The organism is Ruegeria sp. BJ6, assembly GCF_056537885.1.
The window spans coordinates 208,764-226,333 of sequence record NZ_JBQFSG010000006.1 but is presented as its reverse complement, the minus strand read 5'-3'; the positions used below and the strand labels follow the sequence as shown (position 1 = coordinate 226,333).

General features: G+C 54.1%; 14 protein-coding genes. 6 read left to right on the top strand and 8 right to left on the bottom strand.

What is annotated here, in order from left to right:
• Positions 1-21: 21 nt before the first annotated feature.
• The 3 genes from ACR0D6_RS14565 to ACR0D6_RS14555 are packed head-to-tail and all read left to right on the top strand — an operon-like array spanning position 22 to position 3,970.
• On the top strand, positions 22-981 hold the full coding sequence (locus ACR0D6_RS14565; RefSeq protein WP_480766005.1) for a Bug family tripartite tricarboxylate transporter substrate binding protein: 960 nt from the start codon (positions 22-24) through the stop codon (positions 979-981).
• A gap of 59 nt (positions 982-1,040) precedes the next feature.
• Positions 1,041-2,462, top strand: a complete 1,422-nt coding sequence (gene sauS / locus ACR0D6_RS14560; RefSeq protein ID WP_480766004.1) for an acylating sulfoacetaldehyde dehydrogenase — start codon at positions 1,041-1,043, stop codon at positions 2,460-2,462.
• Complete coding sequence (locus tag ACR0D6_RS14555; RefSeq protein ID WP_480766003.1) at positions 2,459-3,970, top strand: AMP-binding protein; 1,512 nt, start codon at positions 2,459-2,461, stop codon at positions 3,968-3,970. The genes sauS and ACR0D6_RS14555 overlap by 4 nt, the downstream gene beginning before the upstream one ends.
• Positions 3,971-4,227: 257 nt before the next feature.
• Here ACR0D6_RS14555 and ACR0D6_RS14550 read toward each other — a convergent pair whose 3' ends face one another.
• The 7 genes from ACR0D6_RS14550 to ACR0D6_RS14520 all read right to left on the bottom strand — a co-directional run bounded on the left by ACR0D6_RS14550 (position 4,228) and on the right by ACR0D6_RS14520 (position 10,580).
• Positions 4,228-5,415 carry an ABC transporter ATP-binding protein gene (locus ACR0D6_RS14550; protein WP_480766002.1) on the bottom strand — a complete coding sequence of 396 codons (1,188 nt, stop codon included), beginning with the start codon at positions 5,413-5,415 and terminating at the stop codon, positions 4,228-4,230.
• A 58-nt stretch (positions 5,416-5,473) separates the two neighbouring features.
• Positions 5,474-5,986, bottom strand: coding sequence for a cupredoxin domain-containing protein (locus ACR0D6_RS14545; RefSeq protein WP_480766001.1), 513 nt, complete (start codon positions 5,984-5,986; stop codon positions 5,474-5,476).
• A gap of 66 nt (positions 5,987-6,052) precedes the next feature.
• Positions 6,053-6,775: a copper resistance protein B gene (locus ACR0D6_RS14540; protein WP_480766000.1), complete on the bottom strand. Its 723-nt coding sequence runs from the start codon at positions 6,773-6,775 to the stop codon at positions 6,053-6,055.
• Positions 6,772-8,652: a multicopper oxidase domain-containing protein gene (locus tag ACR0D6_RS14535; protein WP_480765999.1), complete on the bottom strand. Its 1,881-nt coding sequence runs from the start codon at positions 8,650-8,652 to the stop codon at positions 6,772-6,774. Before ACR0D6_RS14535 ends, ACR0D6_RS14540 begins: the two co-directional genes overlap by 4 nt.
• A 580-nt stretch (positions 8,653-9,232) precedes the next feature.
• A complete protein-coding gene (locus ACR0D6_RS14530; RefSeq protein WP_480766018.1) occupies positions 9,233-9,637 on the bottom strand; it encodes a c-type cytochrome in 405 nt (134 codons plus the stop codon).
• Between the two features lie 59 nt (positions 9,638-9,696).
• Complete coding sequence (locus ACR0D6_RS14525; RefSeq protein WP_480765998.1) at positions 9,697-10,131, bottom strand: c-type cytochrome; 435 nt, start codon at positions 10,129-10,131, stop codon at positions 9,697-9,699.
• Entirely contained in the window at positions 10,128-10,580 is a 453-nt protein-coding gene (locus ACR0D6_RS14520; RefSeq protein ID WP_480765997.1) for a hypothetical protein, read from the bottom strand. The genes ACR0D6_RS14525 and ACR0D6_RS14520 overlap by 4 nt, the downstream gene beginning before the upstream one ends.
• Before the next feature lie 110 nt (positions 10,581-10,690).
• On the opposite strand from ACR0D6_RS14520, the gene ACR0D6_RS14515 reads away from it, so the two are divergent.
• Together ACR0D6_RS14515 and ACR0D6_RS14510 are read left to right on the top strand one after the other, a co-directional pair.
• The gene (locus tag ACR0D6_RS14515; RefSeq protein ID WP_480765996.1) at positions 10,691-11,161 is read left to right on the top strand and encodes a hypothetical protein; all 471 of its coding nucleotides are present in this window, start codon (positions 10,691-10,693) and stop codon (positions 11,159-11,161) included.
• A 543-nt stretch (positions 11,162-11,704) separates the two neighbouring features.
• Positions 11,705-15,013, top strand: coding sequence for an ATP-binding protein (locus ACR0D6_RS14510; protein ID WP_480765995.1), 3,309 nt, complete (start codon positions 11,705-11,707; stop codon positions 15,011-15,013).
• A 311-nt stretch (positions 15,014-15,324) separates the two neighbouring features.
• Here ACR0D6_RS14510 and ACR0D6_RS14505 read toward each other — a convergent pair whose 3' ends face one another.
• Complete coding sequence (locus ACR0D6_RS14505; RefSeq protein WP_480765994.1) at positions 15,325-16,521, bottom strand: oxidoreductase; 1,197 nt, start codon at positions 16,519-16,521, stop codon at positions 15,325-15,327.
• Between the two features lie 104 nt (positions 16,522-16,625).
• On the opposite strand from ACR0D6_RS14505, the gene ACR0D6_RS14500 reads away from it, so the two are divergent.
• Entirely contained in the window at positions 16,626-17,522 is an 897-nt protein-coding gene (locus ACR0D6_RS14500; protein ID WP_480765993.1) for a LysR family transcriptional regulator, read from the top strand.
• Positions 17,523-17,570: the final 48 nt, after the last annotated feature.

Genomic DNA, 17,570 nt, shown 5'->3' with positions numbered 1-17,570 from the left:
CTAATCTGGGAGGAAACGCAAATGAAACACATACTTGCTGGGGCGGCATTAGCCCTCATGAGCCTTACGGGTGCAGCAGCCGCCGAGGAATACCCCGAACGACCGATCATGATGATGGTCAGTTACGGCGCAGGTGGCGCGACCGACTTTCAGGCGCGGATCGTCACTATGACCGCCGGAAACGAAGATGCACTGGGTATGCCGATTGCCATTATCAACAAACCCGGAGCAGGTGGGCGCGTAGGCTGGAACTGGTTTGCCACTCAGGCGGACGCGGATGGTTACACTTTGGCGGCCTACAATGTACCGCACTTCATCGCTCAATCGATCAAGGGCGGCGTAGAGTATTCGACTGACAGCTTTGAACCGATAGCAAACTGGGGTGCTGATCCGGCGGTTTTCGTGGTCGGTGCAGACAGCGCGTTCAACTCGATGGAGGACGTCGTCGCCTATGCCAAAGAGAACCCCGGCAAACTGACGGTATCCGGGGCGGGTCTTTTTGTCGGCCACCACATTGCCGCGCTGCAGATCGACAAGGCAGCGGGAACCAAGATGGCCTATATCCCAACCAAAGGCGGCGGGGCCGCAGCGATGAAAGCGGTGATCGCCGGTGAAGTCATGGGTGGCATCAACAACCTGTCGGACGCATTCCGCGCGCAAGAGGCAGGTAACGTCAAAATACTTGGGGTCGCTGATCTGGAGCGCAACGCCTTTCTGCCGGACGTGCCAACAATGATGGAACTGGGGCTGGATGTAGACAATTCCTCGGTCAATTTCCGGGGTGTGATGGTGCCCAAAGGGACGCCGCCGGAAGTGATCGAGAAACTGGCGGCAACTGTGCCGGAAATGTTCGCCAACGACCGGGTTTCCAAGAAGATGAAAGCCGGCGGATCGCCGATGCATGTCATGACACGTGATGAGGTGGTTGAGATGTGGGCTCAGCGTCAGCAGACACTGAACGAGTTGCTGGCCGGTCTCTGAGCCGGACAGACACAGCGGGGCGGAGCGGGTCCGCCCCGATCAACCTATTGAGGACCAAGATGAACGCTCAGGACGGAATTTCACCCGAAATAGCCGAAGTAGATCGTATCGTGGCTCAGGCGCGCAAGGCGCAGAGGGATTTCGAAGCTGGTGGCAGTCAGGCGCTTTATGACAAAGCGGCACTTGCGGCAGGATGGGCCATCATGGAGCCAGCGCGCAATCGGGCTCTGGCTGAGACTGCTGTTGAAACCACCGGTCTGGGCAACGTGCAGGACAAGATCACGAAGAACCACCGGAAAACTCTGGGCCTGCTGCGTGATATCGCCGATGTAAGAACCCACGGCATCATCAGTGAAAACCGGGAAACCGGCATCACCGAGATCGCTCGGCCGATCGGCGTAATTGGCGCGGTTGTGCCGTCGACAAACCCTGCTGCGACACCTGCCAATAACATAATCAATGCGCTCAAGGGCGGTAACGCCATCGTCGTCGCGCCGTCCCCCAAGGGTGTGGCATCCTGCGAGATGTTGATTGGCTACATTCACTCTGAATTCGATAAACTGGGACTGGACCGTGATCTGGTCCAGATGATCCCGGCACCAGGTTCAAAAGCCAAAACACAGCAACTGATGGAAACTGTTGATCGGGTGATTTGCACCGGCAGTCAAAACAACGTCCAGCGCGCACAGTCCTGTGGCACTCCTGCAGTCGCGGTTGGCGCGGGCAATGTAACAGTGATCGTGGACGAAACTGCTGATCTGCAAGCCGCTGCAGCCAAGATCGCTGCGTCGAAGTGTTTCGACAACGCGACGTCCTGCTCTTCCGAGAATGCAGTGGTCGTTGTGAGTACGGTTTATGACGCCTTCGTTGCTGCGATGGCCGCCGAAGGTGGTGCCTTGGTGCCGTCTTCGAACGCAGGTGACATCATCATGAGGCTTTGGCCCGATGGCCACTTAAACCGTTCAGTTATAGCGCAGGACGCCGACAAAATGCTCCAGGCACTGGGGATAGCCGATAAAGTGCCAGAGGGGACCAGGTTTCTGGCGGTAGAAACCGAGGGCATAGGCCCGGACCATCCTCTGTCCGGGGAAAAGCTCAGCCGGGTTCTGGCGCTTTATCGTGCCGCAGATTTCGAAGAAGCGAAGGCGACCGCCACCCGCATTCTGGCGCATCAAGGTGCCGGGCACTCTGTTGGTATTCATACGGCAGATGATACCCACGCGCTTGAATTGGGCCGGGATCTGCCCACCTGCCGGATTATCGTAAACCAGGCGCATACCTTCGCCACCGGCGGAAGCTTCACCAATGGAATGCCTTTTTCCCTCTCTATGGGCTGCGGCAGTTGGGGGGGTAATTCCATCGATGGCAACCTACACTGGCGGCATTTTATTCAGACCACCAAGATTGTACGTGAAACACCGCCGCGCGAACCCGAGTTGGACGAGATTTTCGGCGACTATTGGTCGGAGGCTGGCAAATGACAGAGCCACCGAAGGGAACCGTCCGTGACTGGCTTGATCTACGAGCAAGTCAGGGAGGAACCGGGTTCGTTTTCCCTGACGGGGCACAGGATCTGACCTGGCGCGAATTGCGCGAAACTGCACGCCGGGTAGCGGCCACGTTAACCGGTTTGGGCATCGCGAAGGGGGAAAGCGTCGCCATCCTCTATCCCAACTGCCGGGAGGCCTTGGAAGTCCTTTTCGGAGTGCTCTACGGAGGATTCCGGGCAACAATGATTAACCTTGTCGCGGGTGACAGCGCCGTGGCCTACGCGCTGGAACATAGCGGCGCACGCTATGGCTTTGTGCATCCTGAACAAATGGATATGTTCGCTCGGACGGCCGATCCCGCTAAAGTCACTCCACTACAAGTTGCAGAATCCGACGTTGCTGTTGACGGCTTGTACGATCTATCACCCAGCGACCATGCGCTTTTGATGTACACGTCCGGAACAACCGGTCGCCCAAAAGGTGTGGTTCACACCCATTCCAGCCTGTTGGCCGGTGGCTGGACCACAGCGGTAGCACATGAATTGTCCGAAATTGATCGCGGGTTTTGCGTATTACCGATCTACCACATCAACGGGCTGTGCGTTACCGTCATGGGAACGCTTGTTTCGGGCGGATCACTGGCCATGTGTGAGCGTTTTTCGGCTAGCAGATTCTGGGGTAACCTGGGAAAGGTTGAGGCAACTTGGTTTTCGGTTGTGCCGACCATAATATCTCACCTGCTGCACTCCGATACCAAGCCAGATGCGGACACCCGCCAGCGTGTGCGTTTCGGTCGTTCGGCATCTTCGGCATTGGCGCCGGACGTACAACGCGCCTTTGAAGACCGGTTCGAAATCCCAATCGTTGAAACAATGGGATTAACGGAAACCGCTGCGCAAATTTTGTCCAACCCGTTGCCTCCAGGTGTTCGCAAGATTGGGTCTCCAGGCGTCGCGTACGGCAATGAGGCGGCGATCTTTGACACCAACCTTCGACGGGTTCCAAACGGAACCGAAGGTGAATTGGTCATTCGCGGACCAAATGTGATGCGGGAGTATCTCAAGGACGCCGATGCAACAGCAGGTACATTTACCTCTGATGGCTGGTTGCGAACGGGTGATCTCGCCCGAATGGATGCGGACGGGTACGTATTTGTCACCGGTCGGTTAAAGGAACTGATCATTAAGGGCGGTGAAAACATAGCGCCACGCGAGATCGACGAGGCGCTGTATTCCCACCCTGACGTTGTTGAAGCCGCCGCTTTTGCGCGCCCCAGCGACAGCTATGGCGAAACCGTCGAGGCTGCTGTCAAAATTCGCGAAGGTTCTGAACTGACATCTTTGGATTTGTCGAAGATTTGCGAAGCCCAGCTAGGTCGCTTCAAATCACCCGATGAAGTTCACATCTTGCTTGATCTGCCTAAAGGTCCGTCGGGAAAAATCCAAAGAAACAGAATACTCGAGATCGTTAACGAAAAGGCCGGTAACTCAACCACCTGAGTATCCGCGACACGGTTTGTAAAAAGACCAATATTCGCGTTGGCGAAGTTGCACTGCAACTCCAGCAGCGTGGTCAAATGGCGGTTTTAGGCCGTTTGCGAGGTTAGCGTGACTTGTTGTTCGGTCGATGCCGCGCTGTCTCCAATGTCGGTTACGAGCCCAACCTGTGAATTCGATTTTCATGGCGCAAGCGCTCGCAGCATGAAAACTGTTGCACCTGAATTGCTTTACCGGTCACGGCGCAGCCATGAATTCGGTCATTCGTGACATGCGCTATGCAAGAAGCGAAGGACTTCCCGGTATCTAACTTTTGTGTCTTGGAGCTGTTGGTAAAAGCGGAACAGCTCCTTCAGTGGGGCGGAAAAGTCCTTGTGAGCCGCGAGTACGGCAATCAGTGCCCCAAGGGTGATGCGATCTTGTAAAACGAGGAATCCACCCAGAAGGTAAAAAAAGAACGGCGTCAGTGAGGTCAGAAAGTTCGTGAGGGCCTTGGCCAGAAATTTTGCGCGGTGAATTCGAAGCCGCGTCTCTTCAAGTTTGCGCAGGGTTGCAATAATCTCGGACAGGTCGTCGGGCAAATCCCCCTCTGGTTCCATTTGCGACGTAAGTTTATGGCTCAACCGCCTCATGTGCATTATGCGCAAGCGGCTTAGTCGATTGATCAGCTTTTGAAGCTTGGGAAGGATCGTAAGCTGGACAGGCAAAATAGCGATAGCAGCTGCCCCGAGAATTGGATCCTGGGCAAACATGAATACCAAGATTGTCACGAACGTCCCGCCCTGCGTGATCGGAAGGGTCAAAAAGTCTGACGCAAACCCTCCCAAAGGTTCGATCTCAGGACCCATGACCTGGTGCACTTCCGGCTTTCTCGCCGACGTTTTCCGTAACCGCCATTCACGATAGATACGCAAACGCAGATGGCGCAAAAAACGCTCAGCGACCCGGCCCTTTGCCGTGTTCAGCTGATATTTTATCAAACCATTCAATGATATGGCCGCTAGAAACAAAAGGCTTAGGACACTCAGAAGCTCCGACTGCGAAAACGACCAATAGAGCCAGCTGACGTCTTGTTGGTGTGATGTGCCAAGTACATTGTTCACAATCTGTTTGGGCAACTCTAATGTCAGGTAGAAAACGGGCATCACTGCGAGGCTCAGAATGACAAGGTAGATTTGCCTTGGTTGGGTCCTTGCAAAGACATGCGCGAGCAATGACTTCTCCACGCCTTCAACTTCGATGAATGGCTCTGCTCGCCGGGCGCTGTTCGATCTGAATTTCTTTGTCAGGCGCGCCAAGTAATACACCGCCAGCGCTGAGAGCAGAGCGGGGCCAACAATTAGGACAATGTGCAACAATGCATGCAGCACTTGGGGGACGTCGTCGTCCAGGGCGATGCCGAAGAACCGCAATACAGCTTCAGCCGTTGCGTGAATCATAGTTTCCATTTTGGGGAATTCTTTTGCAGTGTGGCTGCGCGCCACTACAGCGCGCAGCTCGACTCGATTAACTGACGCTGGCGGTTCCGAACATGCCGGATTCGTAGTGGCCAAGGATCAGGCAGGCGAACTCGAACTCGCCGGCATTTGTGAACGTCCAGACGATTTCACCTTTCTCACCCGGTTGCAGAGTGATTGCATTGGGCATCTGATGGGCGTTTTCGTCCTGCCCCTTTGCCATCAGTTCCTTGTGAGTCTGGTTGTTCTCACGGGTATCCAGCACAAACTCGTGCTCAAGCTCGCCGCGGTTCGAGATCTTGATCCGGACGGTTTCCCCTTTCTTCACCGCAAATCTGTTGGGTGTGAAGATCATCTCACCGTCGTCGGTCTCCTTCATGGTGACGGGAATTGCCCGGCGGGCTTCGCCTTTGTTTCCGGGCATTCCCGCTGTCATCATCGCCGAGTGGTCCATACCATGCCCCGCTCCATGATCCGAACCATGGCTGCCGCCGGATGGCCCTGACATCGCTGGAATTGACATGGCAAAAACCATTGCTGCGCTGACAAATACTGCTCTCATTAAACTGTCCTTTCTAAGGTTGGAGAGACTGAAAATGCGCGGCGGTGATCCCGCCGCGCGGGGTTCTCAGAACATCAATCGGACACCGGTCACGATTGAGAATTCGTCATCCTCTTCACCGGCAGCTCGCATCATGTCAGCAGTGCCACCGAACGATTTCTCATAGTTGATGCCGATGTAAGGAGCGACCGATCGGTCGATGAGGTCGTAGCCAAGGCGCGCGCCGATCTCGACAGTGGCCCCTCCCGCTGCTTGCATGTAAGCCGGATCATCCTGCACAGGCAGAGTGACCTCTAAGGATGGTATCAGGGTCAAGCGGTTGGTCAGCAAAGCCTCATATTCCCCTTCAAACCGAAGGAACGACCGGTCTGACAGGTAGAGATCTGCGTCGATTTCAAACCACTGTGGTGCAAGTCCTTTGACACCAAGAACAGCTGCATATCTGTCGGGCAGTTGGTCTGGCGTTTGTGCGTACACCCCGACAACCGCATCGAAGAATCTGGATATGGGCATCTGCAATCGCAGCTGGTTTTCCAGACTCTCGATCTCACCAGAGCTTTCTGCGACTTCACCTTTGCTGCGCCACACGAACTTCAATTCGTCGGTCCCCACCAGAGCATCGAAATCCCAGACATATGTCCCGCCGTCATCGGTCGAACGATATTCCAGTTGCTCGACCTGAATGCCGTAAGTGAGAGCTTCTGCACTTGCGTGCTGCGCGACCCCACCCGCCACGATCGACAGCGCCAAAGCTGTCAGCTGATGGTTGAGTGATCGTTTCAATGTCATGACGGTGTTCCTTTGATAACGACTTTGCGGAACATCCCTGCGTCGGCATGGTAGGACAGGTGGCAATGAAAGGCCCATTGTCCTGTCACATCGACCTCTGTTTCGGTGTAAACGGTCGTGCCAGGGTTGACGTTGATTGTGTGCTTGATCGGGTCTCTGCGGCCTTTGCCGGTATCGAGGATCGACCACATACCGTGCAGATGCATGGGATGCGACATCATCGTTTCGTTGACGAATTTGAAGCGCACCCGCTCACCATAATAGAGTACCAACGGCTCCGCCTCGGAGAGCTTCTTGCCGTTGATGGACCAGATGTAGCGCTCCATGTTTCCGGTCAGCCGCAGCTCGATCTCACGTGTCGGTGGGCGATCCGGATAAAGCGGCTTTGCAGCCGACAGGTCTTGGTATGACAGGAACCTCCCGCCGTTCGCCGCCTCGGGGATCAACCCGCTGCCATCGGCATAGAACGGTGCTGAAGCCCCGTTCCCTGCGCCATGGCCCATTTGTGCATGTGACATGGCACTCATGGACTTGGGAGCCTGACCGTGACCGGCATGCGCAGGCATTGCCGCGGTCTTGGATGGTTCGCCATGACCCATTGCGGCGTGATCCACTTGATCATTGCTCATCTGGTCGTGACCCATGGCCGAGTGGTCCATCTGATCAGTGTTCATTTGGCTATGATTCATTGCACCATGGTCCATCTGGCTATGGTCCATCTCGCCCTGTTTCTTCTTTTCGACTGGGGCGGCTGGCGTCATGTCCATCATGGAATGGTCCGCCTGCATCACATGGTCTTCCATGTTCATGCCACCCATCATGCCGCTCATGTCGGCCATGGTGAGCAGTGGCGGTGTGCGCAGTTTGTACATCGGGCCCACCATGCCCTCGGCAGGTGCAAGCGTTCCGCGCACCACGCCGGTACGTCCCATGGATTCCGCAAAGATGCTGTAGGCTTGCGCTTTTCGCGGCTGCACAATCACGTCATAGGTCTCGGCCACAGCGATACGAAGCTCGTCAACCACCACTGGTTTCACATCGTTTCCGTCCGCCTGAACGACTGTCATTTTGAGGCCGGGAATGCGCACGTCGAAGTAGGTCATGGCAGAAGAATTGACCAAGCGGAGTCGAACTTTCTCACCAGGCTTAAACAGCCCTGTCCAATTCTGGCTTGTCGTCGCGCCGTTGATCATTGCGGCAAAGCCCTGAACATCCTCAACATCGGTGCGCATCATTCGCATGCGACCCCACATCTTTCGTTCTTCCATGGCTTGTTTGAATCCATCGGCGCGAGAATCTCGCACAAGATCGGCAACTGTGCGCTGTGTTCTGTTGTAGTAATCCGATGACATTTTCAGGTTGCGCATTATGCGCTTTCCCTGATGTGGATGCGTATCGGTAAGCTGCACAACATAGTCACGATCCGCGCGGATCATTTCCCCGCCCTTCGGTTCAATCACGATGGCACCGTAGGCCCCGTCCGGTTCCTGAAATCCGGAATGGCTGTGGAACCAATAGGTCCCAGCCTGCTTGATGGGGAATTGATAGGTGAAAGTTTCCCCCGGTTTGATCCCGTCAAAGCTGATCTCTGGAACGCCATCCTGATCATAGGGAAGGATCAGCCCGTGCCAGTGGATTGAAGTCGACTGCCGCAGGTTGTTCTTGACCCGGATAGTGACATCCTCGCCTTCTTTGAAGCGAAGAACAGTAGGTGTTTGGCTGCCATTGTAGCCAATACCCTTCTTTTTGAATGTGTCCGCATCAATCCGGATGCGGTCCACTGTGATATCGTACACGTCGGCAAGCGCACTTGTTGTCCCGGTCATTCCGACGACAAGACAAGTGGCAGCCACACGCATGAATTGCGTTGCTGTCATTGGTTTTCTCAAGTTTGGAGTGACGTCGGCATCGCGATCGGACGCGTTGAATGCCAACGAAATTTGATGAACGATAATATCAGCCGGGTTCAGTCAAGCGACCGGGCGGCTGACAGGACGTTCTTACGCGCGGGGAGGCGGCGTTTCAGTGAGCGACAAGGCTGACGGTTGTACGAGGTCGTAAAGGGGCAGAGTCATCGTCTTGGACAAGGGCAATGCAATCGCCAAGTTTGTCTGACCCGACATAGCAGCAAGACTGCACGCAACATGAACCAAGCAAGTCTCTGCATGAGTGCTGTTCACCGGATTGGGGTCGTGGTCCATTTGGGCATGTTCAGTGTTTACTGTTGTTGCCTGCGAAACATGCTCATGTGTTGACGAGAACGCGACAAACACCAAAAGCCCGACCGTCATCACGATCTGGAACATCTTTAGGGCTGTGCACTTCACTCTCATGGGCCTGTATTTAATGACTCTTCTGCTCGACTTTCGTAGTAGATAGGGTTTCCAGCAGGTGGAGGGTCAAGCATATTTCTCAGTTTTTTTGAGCAACTTTATGGGTAGCCGGAATTGCTAGGTATTACTGATGCGGCGGGTTGCGGCTTGCTTGCATATCCTGCACGCGCTCAGGCCATGTTGATCTGATATAAGCCAAGATGTCCCAGATCTCATCGTCAGACAAAATGTCGTCGAATGCCGGCATCCCGCTGTCAAAATCCTGCACACCTATTGCAGCAAGCGCGCGCCTCCCGCCCAGTTTCGTGTAGTCAAAGAGCAGTTGGTTATCATGGTGCCATGTGTGCCCCGTTTCGTCATGAGGGGGCGCTGGCAATACGCCGTCACTGTTGGGTGAACGCCAGTGTTCCTGGCCTTCGAGATTACTGCCGTGGCAGGAAGCGCATTGCTCTTGGTACAGCGCTAAACCAGCCTTGAGGTCACGTTCAAGAAGCTCATGATTCGCCATTGATGGTGACGTAAACAGCATCGATATGGCGATCCAGGTTGTTGTCGCGACAATCCGCTTTCCATCGAACTCTTGCATGATCAGTTGATGCCGTTGGCGCGCTGCAACTCGTGCACATCTTGTGTGATCATCGCAATATCCGCGCCCGTCAAACCTTCGACAGGATGCATGCTCCCGAAGGTCCAATGGTGGCTCCTGGCACCCTGTGCAACAGCGCGTTGAAAACTCTCATCACTGTGGCGATCCGGCTCGTAGATGACAGGGACCAGCGGCGGCGCGACGTCTTGCTGCCCGACACCGTTCAATCCATGACGGGTCGCACAATTCGCTTCAAAGCCCCGCTGGCCGATCAGCGCATTCGTGGACAGCGTTTCTGGCAGAACGATGTCAACGAGCGCTGTGCCCTGAGTTGTGGTTTGGCCTGCGGTCGATTGAACGGATTCAACGACAGGCCAGAAAATGTAGCCGGGGATACCTGCGGCTGGGACTGCTGAAATCATAATGGCTTTCTTCATGTTTCCACGTGGGTGATGTTGTTTCCTTTGGGGCCTACGGCTTCGAGTAAGTGGAAGGTCAAACTGTTTTTGATCACAGCTTCGAGAGCGTCCAGATGGCCATACCGACCATCCTCAGGTTCACAGTGAGTGACACAGAACTTCAGCGCCTGCTGGTTTAATCTCGCCAAAAGTGACTGCAATGAAATCGACGAATCGCCGAACTTTGCCAAGCGTTTATCTCGCGGACGCAACATAGACCGGATTTGTGAAGCTGCGCCGCGGCGTGATTTGATGAGGTGAATGTCCGCTTTGGGCCGTCCTGTCCTGCGCCAAGCACGACTGAAAACAAGATGCTGCGCTTGCTCCAACGACAACAGTAAGCCCATATTGACCAATGTTGCGCGAGTTTCGAAAGGCAGCTTTGAAAAAATGGTTATTGCGTTGGCACAGTTTGCTAACAAATCCAACGAATTCAGGTTCAGTTGGGCCTATGTGACGACAAGCCAACATGACAGTTTGGGTACAGCTGGCTATTTTGTTTACCCTCGCACTTGGAATAGTTAAAATGTAATGTGGTATGGAAAAACGGTTGGAGATCTGGAAGCTTCGGCTTCAAATATTTCAGGCATTTCTATCTGCTGTCGGACTTACGGCTCTCCTGATTGCTTTTGCGCAGTGGAGAGCATCGGAACGTCAAGACAACCTCGATACATACACTCTGCTCGCTAAGGATTGGAACGAGCATCTCATGGTGTTTGTGGATGATCCACAATTAAGGCCGTATTTTTGGAACAATAAGGAAGTCTCGCCTGAAGACCCCCTTAGGCTGAAGGTGTTCGCGGTCGCAGAGGTTCGGGTCGATTTGATGGATGCCATGTTGACATACATTCAGCAACATGGATGGGCATCAACACAGACACTTGGGTGGCGGAACACGTTCCGAGAAGCTTTTGTCGCCAGTTCGACCCTTTGCATTGTATTTGCCAATGGTCGCGAAAAATATGGTTTGATTAGACCATTGGCTGAAGATGGTTGCGATTTCCGCTAGTCTGAATGGCTCAATCGACAACGGCCAAAACTTGAGATTTGGAATGCCCAATAAACTCTGCAAATCAGCTCTTAAGCTACTTTTTGGGGAACCCGGAAGCGGCCAATTGACGAAGCTGCATTTGCGGCAGGTTTGTCTGCGATCAGTGAATTCGTTCGACGGCTGATCTCACTGCCGCAGCGAACGCCTGGTTTGAATGGCCGCACTACAGCATCTCGAAAGCTGGTCGAACGACCGGAATGCACCGGAATTGAAGGAAGAAAATTCTGTCACCTACGCGATGGCCCAGAGCAGGTCCTCAAGCAACCATCGAATTAGGACTGCGTGAAGCCACTAGCCCAGGTCCAATGCTGTGTGGCACAGCGTCAATAGAGCCGATGAAGTCCTTGACCTAATGTGGTACGATCGTCTTCATTAGAACAAGACACGATCTCATTGTTCGACAAATAGACCACCGGCTAAATGGCGGACTAAGTTAACGGGGAGATGCTTGCTGGAAAATGTACGAAGTGGTCCGGCTGCAACCGCAAGCAAAACTATTTGATGTCCGATATCGCGACCTGGCTCCAGAAACATGGTTTATCCAAGTATGCTGCTGCTTTTGCTGAACACGAAGTCGAATTTGGCGAACTGTCTGAACTAACTGACGAAGACTTGGTAACAATTGGGCTTCCCCTCGGACCGAGAAGGCGGTTCCTCAAGGCTGTTCGCGCAAGCACTGAAAAGGCGCTGAAACAGCACATCACTTCCGACGGCCCCGAAATCGTGGCAGAGCGGCGCCAGCTTACGGTCATGTTCATCGATCTGGTCGGATCAACGGAAATTGCGCAACGAGTCGATCCGGAAGATCTGGCTGATGTTCTTCGGCTCTTCAAAGAAACCTGTGCCTCGGCTGTCGCTGCGTTTGATGGCCACACCGCCAGTTATTATGGCGACGGTATCATGGTTTTTTTCGGATTTCCGCATGCCCATGAAGATGACCCCGAGCGTGCTATCCGTGCGGGTCTGCGTATCATCGATGAGATTCCGAAAATTCGCACCCACGCGAAACTCAATGTCCGAATAGGCATTGCAACCGGATTGGTAGTGGTCGGTGATTTGCGAGGCGAGAAAATGTTTGAGGACGGGACAGCGATGGGCGAGACACCCAACCTGGCCGCGCGTCTTCAGGCAATGGCGGATCCAGGGGCGATAATCATTGCCCCAACCACTCATCAGCTGGCCGGTGATGCATTTGAGTACGTTCTGCGCGGTGCGTTCAAGCTCAAGGGTTTTGCTAAGGAAGTCGAAGCTTGGCAAGTGACCAGGGCACGTGAAACGGTCAGCCGTTTCATGGCGATAGATGACGTGCTGCTCAAACCCTTGGTCGGTCGCTCTGTAGAACTGGAGGCGCTGAATGATAAGTGGGAGCTTGCCAGTGGAGGTCTAGGGCAAGTTGTGTTGGTCTCAGGAGAGCCGGGAATTGGAAAGTCGCGATTGGTAGAAGAGTTTCGACAAAGCATTGCCGATTTTCCACACACACAAACGAGATATCAATGTTCTCCATATCATTTTGCGACTGCGTTTTATCCCGTAGTTCGCCAACTTGAGAGCGCGGCAAATCTTCGTGCAGACCAGCCAAGCCAAGTTAAGCTTGAAAAAATCCGTGACGTGTTGGGCGATAAATCCGACGAAGCACTGAAGTTGGCCGCTACACTTCTTTCCATTCCGTTCGAAGATCAATTAGGCCCTTTGGAACTGACGCCGCAGCAGATTATGGATCATTCTCTAGATTTGTTGGTGAACAGTCTTTCGTCGGAGGCTGCGGGCGGTCCGGTTCTTTTCCTTTTTGAAGATGCCCATTGGATTGATCCGACAACTAAGTTGCTTCTGGATCGGATCGTTGACCGTATTCGTGATCTTCCAGTGCTTGTTGTTATGACATTCCGACCTGAGTTCGACCCGAGTTGGACACTTCAGCCAAACCTCACAAAGGTCGTCTTGAAGCAATTAGACTTTCAGCATGTCAAAACCATTGTTGACGAAGTCGCCGAAGGCAAGACGATTGCTAATGAGATGTATGACGTGGTCGCGGCAAGATCTAACGGTGTTCCGCTATATGTGGAGGAGGTGACCAAAGATCTCCTTGAGTCGGGCATCCTGACCAGGGGAAGGGACACCTACTCGATGGGTGGGGTCTCACCAGCGAACTCGGTGCCCAGTACGTTGCATGATGCGCTGATGGCGCGTCTTGATCGCTTGAGCTCCGCAAAAGAGGTCGCCCAAATCGGAGCTGTCATTGGACCGCAATTCACCTATCCGTTGATCTCGAAAGTGGCCGGCATCGGCGATAAAGCGTTGCGTGCGGGTCTCGAGCTATTGGTAGAGGCAGGTATAGTTACGGTTTCTCGTGCCGAGGGTTTTGAAACTTTTAGCTACTGCCACGCCCTTATTCGCGACACTGCCTACAATAGTCTTTTGAAGCGAGAACGCCGGGTTCTACACTCTCGCGTGGCGCAGCAATTGGATGACAGGTCGGCGCATAAGGGCGATGCGAGTCCGGAAATTCTGGCGCATCATTACACTATGGCCGGCATGAACAAGGAAGCCGTAGACTATCGTTACCTTGCGGGTCAGCGTGCGGTCCAGCGATCTGCCAACACTGAGGCTAGCACACAGCTTTCACTGGCGCTTGAGCAACTTGGCGAGTTGGAACAGAGTATTGAGCGGGATCGTAGGGAAATTGAGATTCTGGTTCTCAAGGCCGGTGTTCTGAGGTCGACCGCAGGGATTGCCGCCGATGAAACCGGTTCAGTTTATGCAAGAATACGTGACTTGTGCGACCGCGTTGAAGAAACGCAGCACCTGTTTCCGGTTCTGAATGGATTGTATTCCTTTCATTTGGTCCGTGCGGAATACGATTTGGCAAGATCTGTCGCAGGGCAATTGCTGGATTTGGCGGCCTCGACCGGTGAGACGCAGCATCAGATGGTGGCACATCGCGCGATGGGAGCGGTATTATTCCATATCGGAGAGTTAAGCCCGGCATATAAGCACTTAAGCAAGGCACTGGACCTCTACAGCCGAGAGCGTGACGGACAGCTGGCTTTTATCTACGGGTCGGACCATGCGGCAATTACCTCATGTTTTCTGAGTTTAGCCGTGTGGATGCGCGGCGACCCCGACGAGGCCCTTAAGATGCAAAATCGAGCGGTGGCGGGGGCTAAACAACTAGAGCACGCTCATAGCATTGCTCAGTCACTGACCTATTTGTGCATGCTTCACCTGTTGCGTCGCGAACCCGAGAAAGTATTGGAGGTAGTTGACGAGCTTGAGGAGATTTCAGCTGGGCATTCATTCACATTCATGTCTTTGACTGCGACCCTCTGGCGAAGCTGGGTTAATGCCTATGTTTCGCCAAAACAAGAAACGATCGATGCGCTACACAATGCGTCGATCGCATGGTGGGAAAGTGGCGCGGGAAACTACAAACCCTTCTTTCTGACCTTAGTCGCGGAGCTCACTTTGAAAATAGGTGACCGGAAAGGGGCTTTGGATATGCTGGCTCAGGCCCATGATCAGCAGCATCGCACAAATGAAGGATGGGCTCGGGCTGAGACGGATCGAGTTTACGCGCTAGCACGTTGCGAGAATGAGTTGGCGGAAAAGGAATTTCTTAAAGCTTTAGATGCAGCGAGAAGCCAGAAGGCAAGGATGTTCGAACTTCGAACGTCCGTAGATTACACAAAGCAAAGTAAACTTTTTGGACAGTCGCGCAGTGCGATCCCTGAACTTCTTACTGCTTTGGATAGGGTAAAAGGAGGTGAGAATACGGCCGATGTGAGTGATGCGCTAAAGCTAGTTGATGAATGATCTGTCATCTGAATCCCTAGTTTTTTCTAGGTTTCACGCCGTTTAATTGATTTCTGAAATTTTGCTTTTTGTTAGATCAAACTCGTAGACTGTCGAATTGCAACTATCACAAAATCCGTACTCTTTCCGCCTCATTTGGCGCGCACAGCGACTGTCTGGAATGTACGCTGCAAACGCGGCATGATCCGACCCCAATGAGTGACCGCTCTGGGTCGTTCGATGCATGTGAGATCGGGTGTTTTCCTGCCCCTCGCTGCAGATTGGGTCAATGACCGATTTGGGGAAAGCCACCCTTTCAGGGCTGGAACACCTTACAGAGCAGAAAACTTCCTCTTCCACTGAACTACGCGCAATTCATCGCGTTTCTCATATTCTGCAATAGCTTCACTGATGTCCCGGTTAGCATGGTCCTCTCGATCTTCTCCGAGATCGGTCATGCGCATGGTAAACCAAGCAGTCATTCCTCCGGGCGGCAAGGTGGCAAATTGGGGGAAAGAGGGATCACTTTTCCCGGCCTGCCATTTTGCGGGCAAGGAGGGATCAAGGACAATACCCCGCGCCATTCCCACGACATCCACATCCCTTGATCGGACTGCAGCTTCAGCCTCCTCTTTGCGTTTGAAACCGCCGGTGACCATAAGGTGAACTGATATCAGTCGACGCGCAGCGCGCGCAAAGTCGACAAAGTAAGGACCCTTCGTCGCGCGTTCTGAGCTGGAAGGTGCCCCGGGGAAATAGGTCCCGCCGCTGATATCCAGAAGGTCGACACCCTTGCCTTCAAGTCCGGCAATGACTTCGAGTGCTTCGTCTTCCGTGAGGCCTCCGTCGAGTTGATCAGTTGCATTCAGCTTTACTGCTACCACAAAGTCGGATGGGACCGACGATCGAACGGTTTCGACCGTTTCAATGAGTAGCTGCATCCGCGCCTGTATCGAACCGCCATAAGCATCGGTTCGGCGATTGAATAGTGGCGACAGAAACTGGCTCAGGAGGAAGCCGTGTGCGGCATGGATTTGCACGCCGCCAAATCCCAATTCCGCCGCACGCAGCGCGGTGCGGGCAAAGCGACCTGGGACGGCCCTTATCTCGGCGATTGACATGGCTTCGCTGCGGAAGTCAGGAAAGTCGATGGCGCTTGGCCCTCTGGGTTTGCTGATCGGATGATGAGCCATTGCCCCAGCATGCCCAAGCTGCAACCACAATTGGGTTCCGTTTGCCGACCCGCGCCGCGCAAGGTCGCGAAACGCCGTTTCGTCAGCTGCACCATCCAGTACCAGATTGCCCGGTTTCTCGGGATACCGCGGATCACCCTGCACCTCGCCGATGATCGACGCGGCAAGCCCCCCTTCAGCCCAGCGTTCATAAAGCCGCATCTGAGCAGCAGTTGGGTTTCCCTGGCCATCCGCCAACGAATCCGACATCGCTGATTTGATGATCCGGTTCTTCAATACATGCCCGTTCGGCAAAGTGAGTGGTGAGAATAGGGAGACGTTCGAAGCGGTGCGCAAGGCGGTTCTCCTTGGGGTTTCCAACTCAATCTGAGATACTTTGGATAAGTTCGTATGATAAGATGGCTATCAGGATCATCTCTTGATAGATTTTGGAACAAATGATGCAAAAGACAGAAATGGAGATCTTTCTGGAAGTTGTTGATCACGGCAGTTTCTCAGCCGCCGCCAGAGTGTTGGGATACACCCCGTCCGCTGTGGGTAAACGGGTGCATCAGCTGGAACAGCGATTGAAGGTGCCGCTTCTTGTCCGCTCGACCCGGCGTATGGCCTTGACCGATGCAGGGCTGCGATATGTGGAGGAAGCGCGGGGTCTTCTTGCTCGCCTGACAGCGCTGGAAGAGGATATTGCCGATGATGGCGACAGGCTGCGCGGCACAATCCGCGTGACAAGCGCTGCGGCTCTTGGCCGCCTGTATGTAGTTCCGCTGGCGATCGAATTCATGGAGCGACATCCCGAGGTTGAGATCGAACTGCTGCTGACCGACAAATTGGTCGATTTGGTCGGAGAAGGTTTTGACCTTGCGATCCGCAGTGGTGCGTTACGCGATTCATCCCTGGTCTCGCGAAAATTGATGGCCAACCGGCGGGTGCCATGTGCCGCACCTGACTATCTCAAACGGCATGGCATCCCTCAGCAACCGGAAGAGCTTACCACACACAAATGTCTGCGCCTGGGCCATGAGAGGCACATTTCGGATTGGGGAATTGTCCGAGCACCACACGGGCATGCACGGCTTGGCCCTGGCTTCATTTGCAACAGCCTGGAAGCTCTCTATGCAGCGTGCTGCGCGGGGCGAGGCATTGCTTGGCTGCCAGAGTTTCTCATCTCCCAAGACCTGCTAGATGGCCAGTTGGTGCCAGTGTTAACTGATTGCACTGAACAAGACGCCGGGGGCGGGATCTTCATTCTACGCCCGGAAACAACCTTCCTGCCGCGACGGGTGCGGGTTTTGATCGATTTCCTGGTAGACCACTTTCCTGGCGTCCGAGCCGATTGAACCCGGGGAAATGGGGAAGCAAAGCTCGTTGAAGCGAAATCCCAATTG

Excerpts from the sequence above, each read along its gene's own strand:
- sauS (WP_480766004.1), top strand. The coding sequence starts at position 1,041 with ATGAACGCTCAGGACGGAATTTCACCCGAAATAGCCGAAGTAGATCGT.
- ACR0D6_RS14545 (WP_480766001.1), bottom strand. The coding sequence starts at position 5,986 with ATGAGAGCAGTATTTGTCAGCGCAGCAATGGTTTTTGCCATGTCAATT.
- ACR0D6_RS14530 (WP_480766018.1), bottom strand. The coding sequence starts at position 9,637 with ATGCTGTTTACGTCACCATCAATGGCGAATCATGAGCTTCTTGAACGT.
- ACR0D6_RS14550 (WP_480766002.1), bottom strand. The coding sequence starts at position 5,415 with ATGGAAACTATGATTCACGCAACGGCTGAAGCTGTATTGCGGTTCTTC.
- ACR0D6_RS14555 (WP_480766003.1), top strand. The coding sequence starts at position 2,459 with ATGACAGAGCCACCGAAGGGAACCGTCCGTGACTGGCTTGATCTACGA.
- ACR0D6_RS14515 (WP_480765996.1), top strand. The coding sequence starts at position 10,691 with ATGGAAAAACGGTTGGAGATCTGGAAGCTTCGGCTTCAAATATTTCAG.
- ACR0D6_RS14500 (WP_480765993.1), top strand. The coding sequence starts at position 16,626 with ATGCAAAAGACAGAAATGGAGATCTTTCTGGAAGTTGTTGATCACGGC.
- ACR0D6_RS14540 (WP_480766000.1), bottom strand. The coding sequence starts at position 6,775 with ATGACATTGAAACGATCACTCAACCATCAGCTGACAGCTTTGGCGCTG.
- ACR0D6_RS14535 (WP_480765999.1), bottom strand. The coding sequence starts at position 8,652 with ATGACAGCAACGCAATTCATGCGTGTGGCTGCCACTTGTCTTGTCGTC.
- ACR0D6_RS14525 (WP_480765998.1), bottom strand. The coding sequence starts at position 10,131 with ATGAAGAAAGCCATTATGATTTCAGCAGTCCCAGCCGCAGGTATCCCC.
- ACR0D6_RS14510 (WP_480765995.1), top strand. The coding sequence starts at position 11,705 with ATGTCCGATATCGCGACCTGGCTCCAGAAACATGGTTTATCCAAGTAT.
- ACR0D6_RS14565 (WP_480766005.1), top strand. The coding sequence starts at position 22 with ATGAAACACATACTTGCTGGGGCGGCATTAGCCCTCATGAGCCTTACG.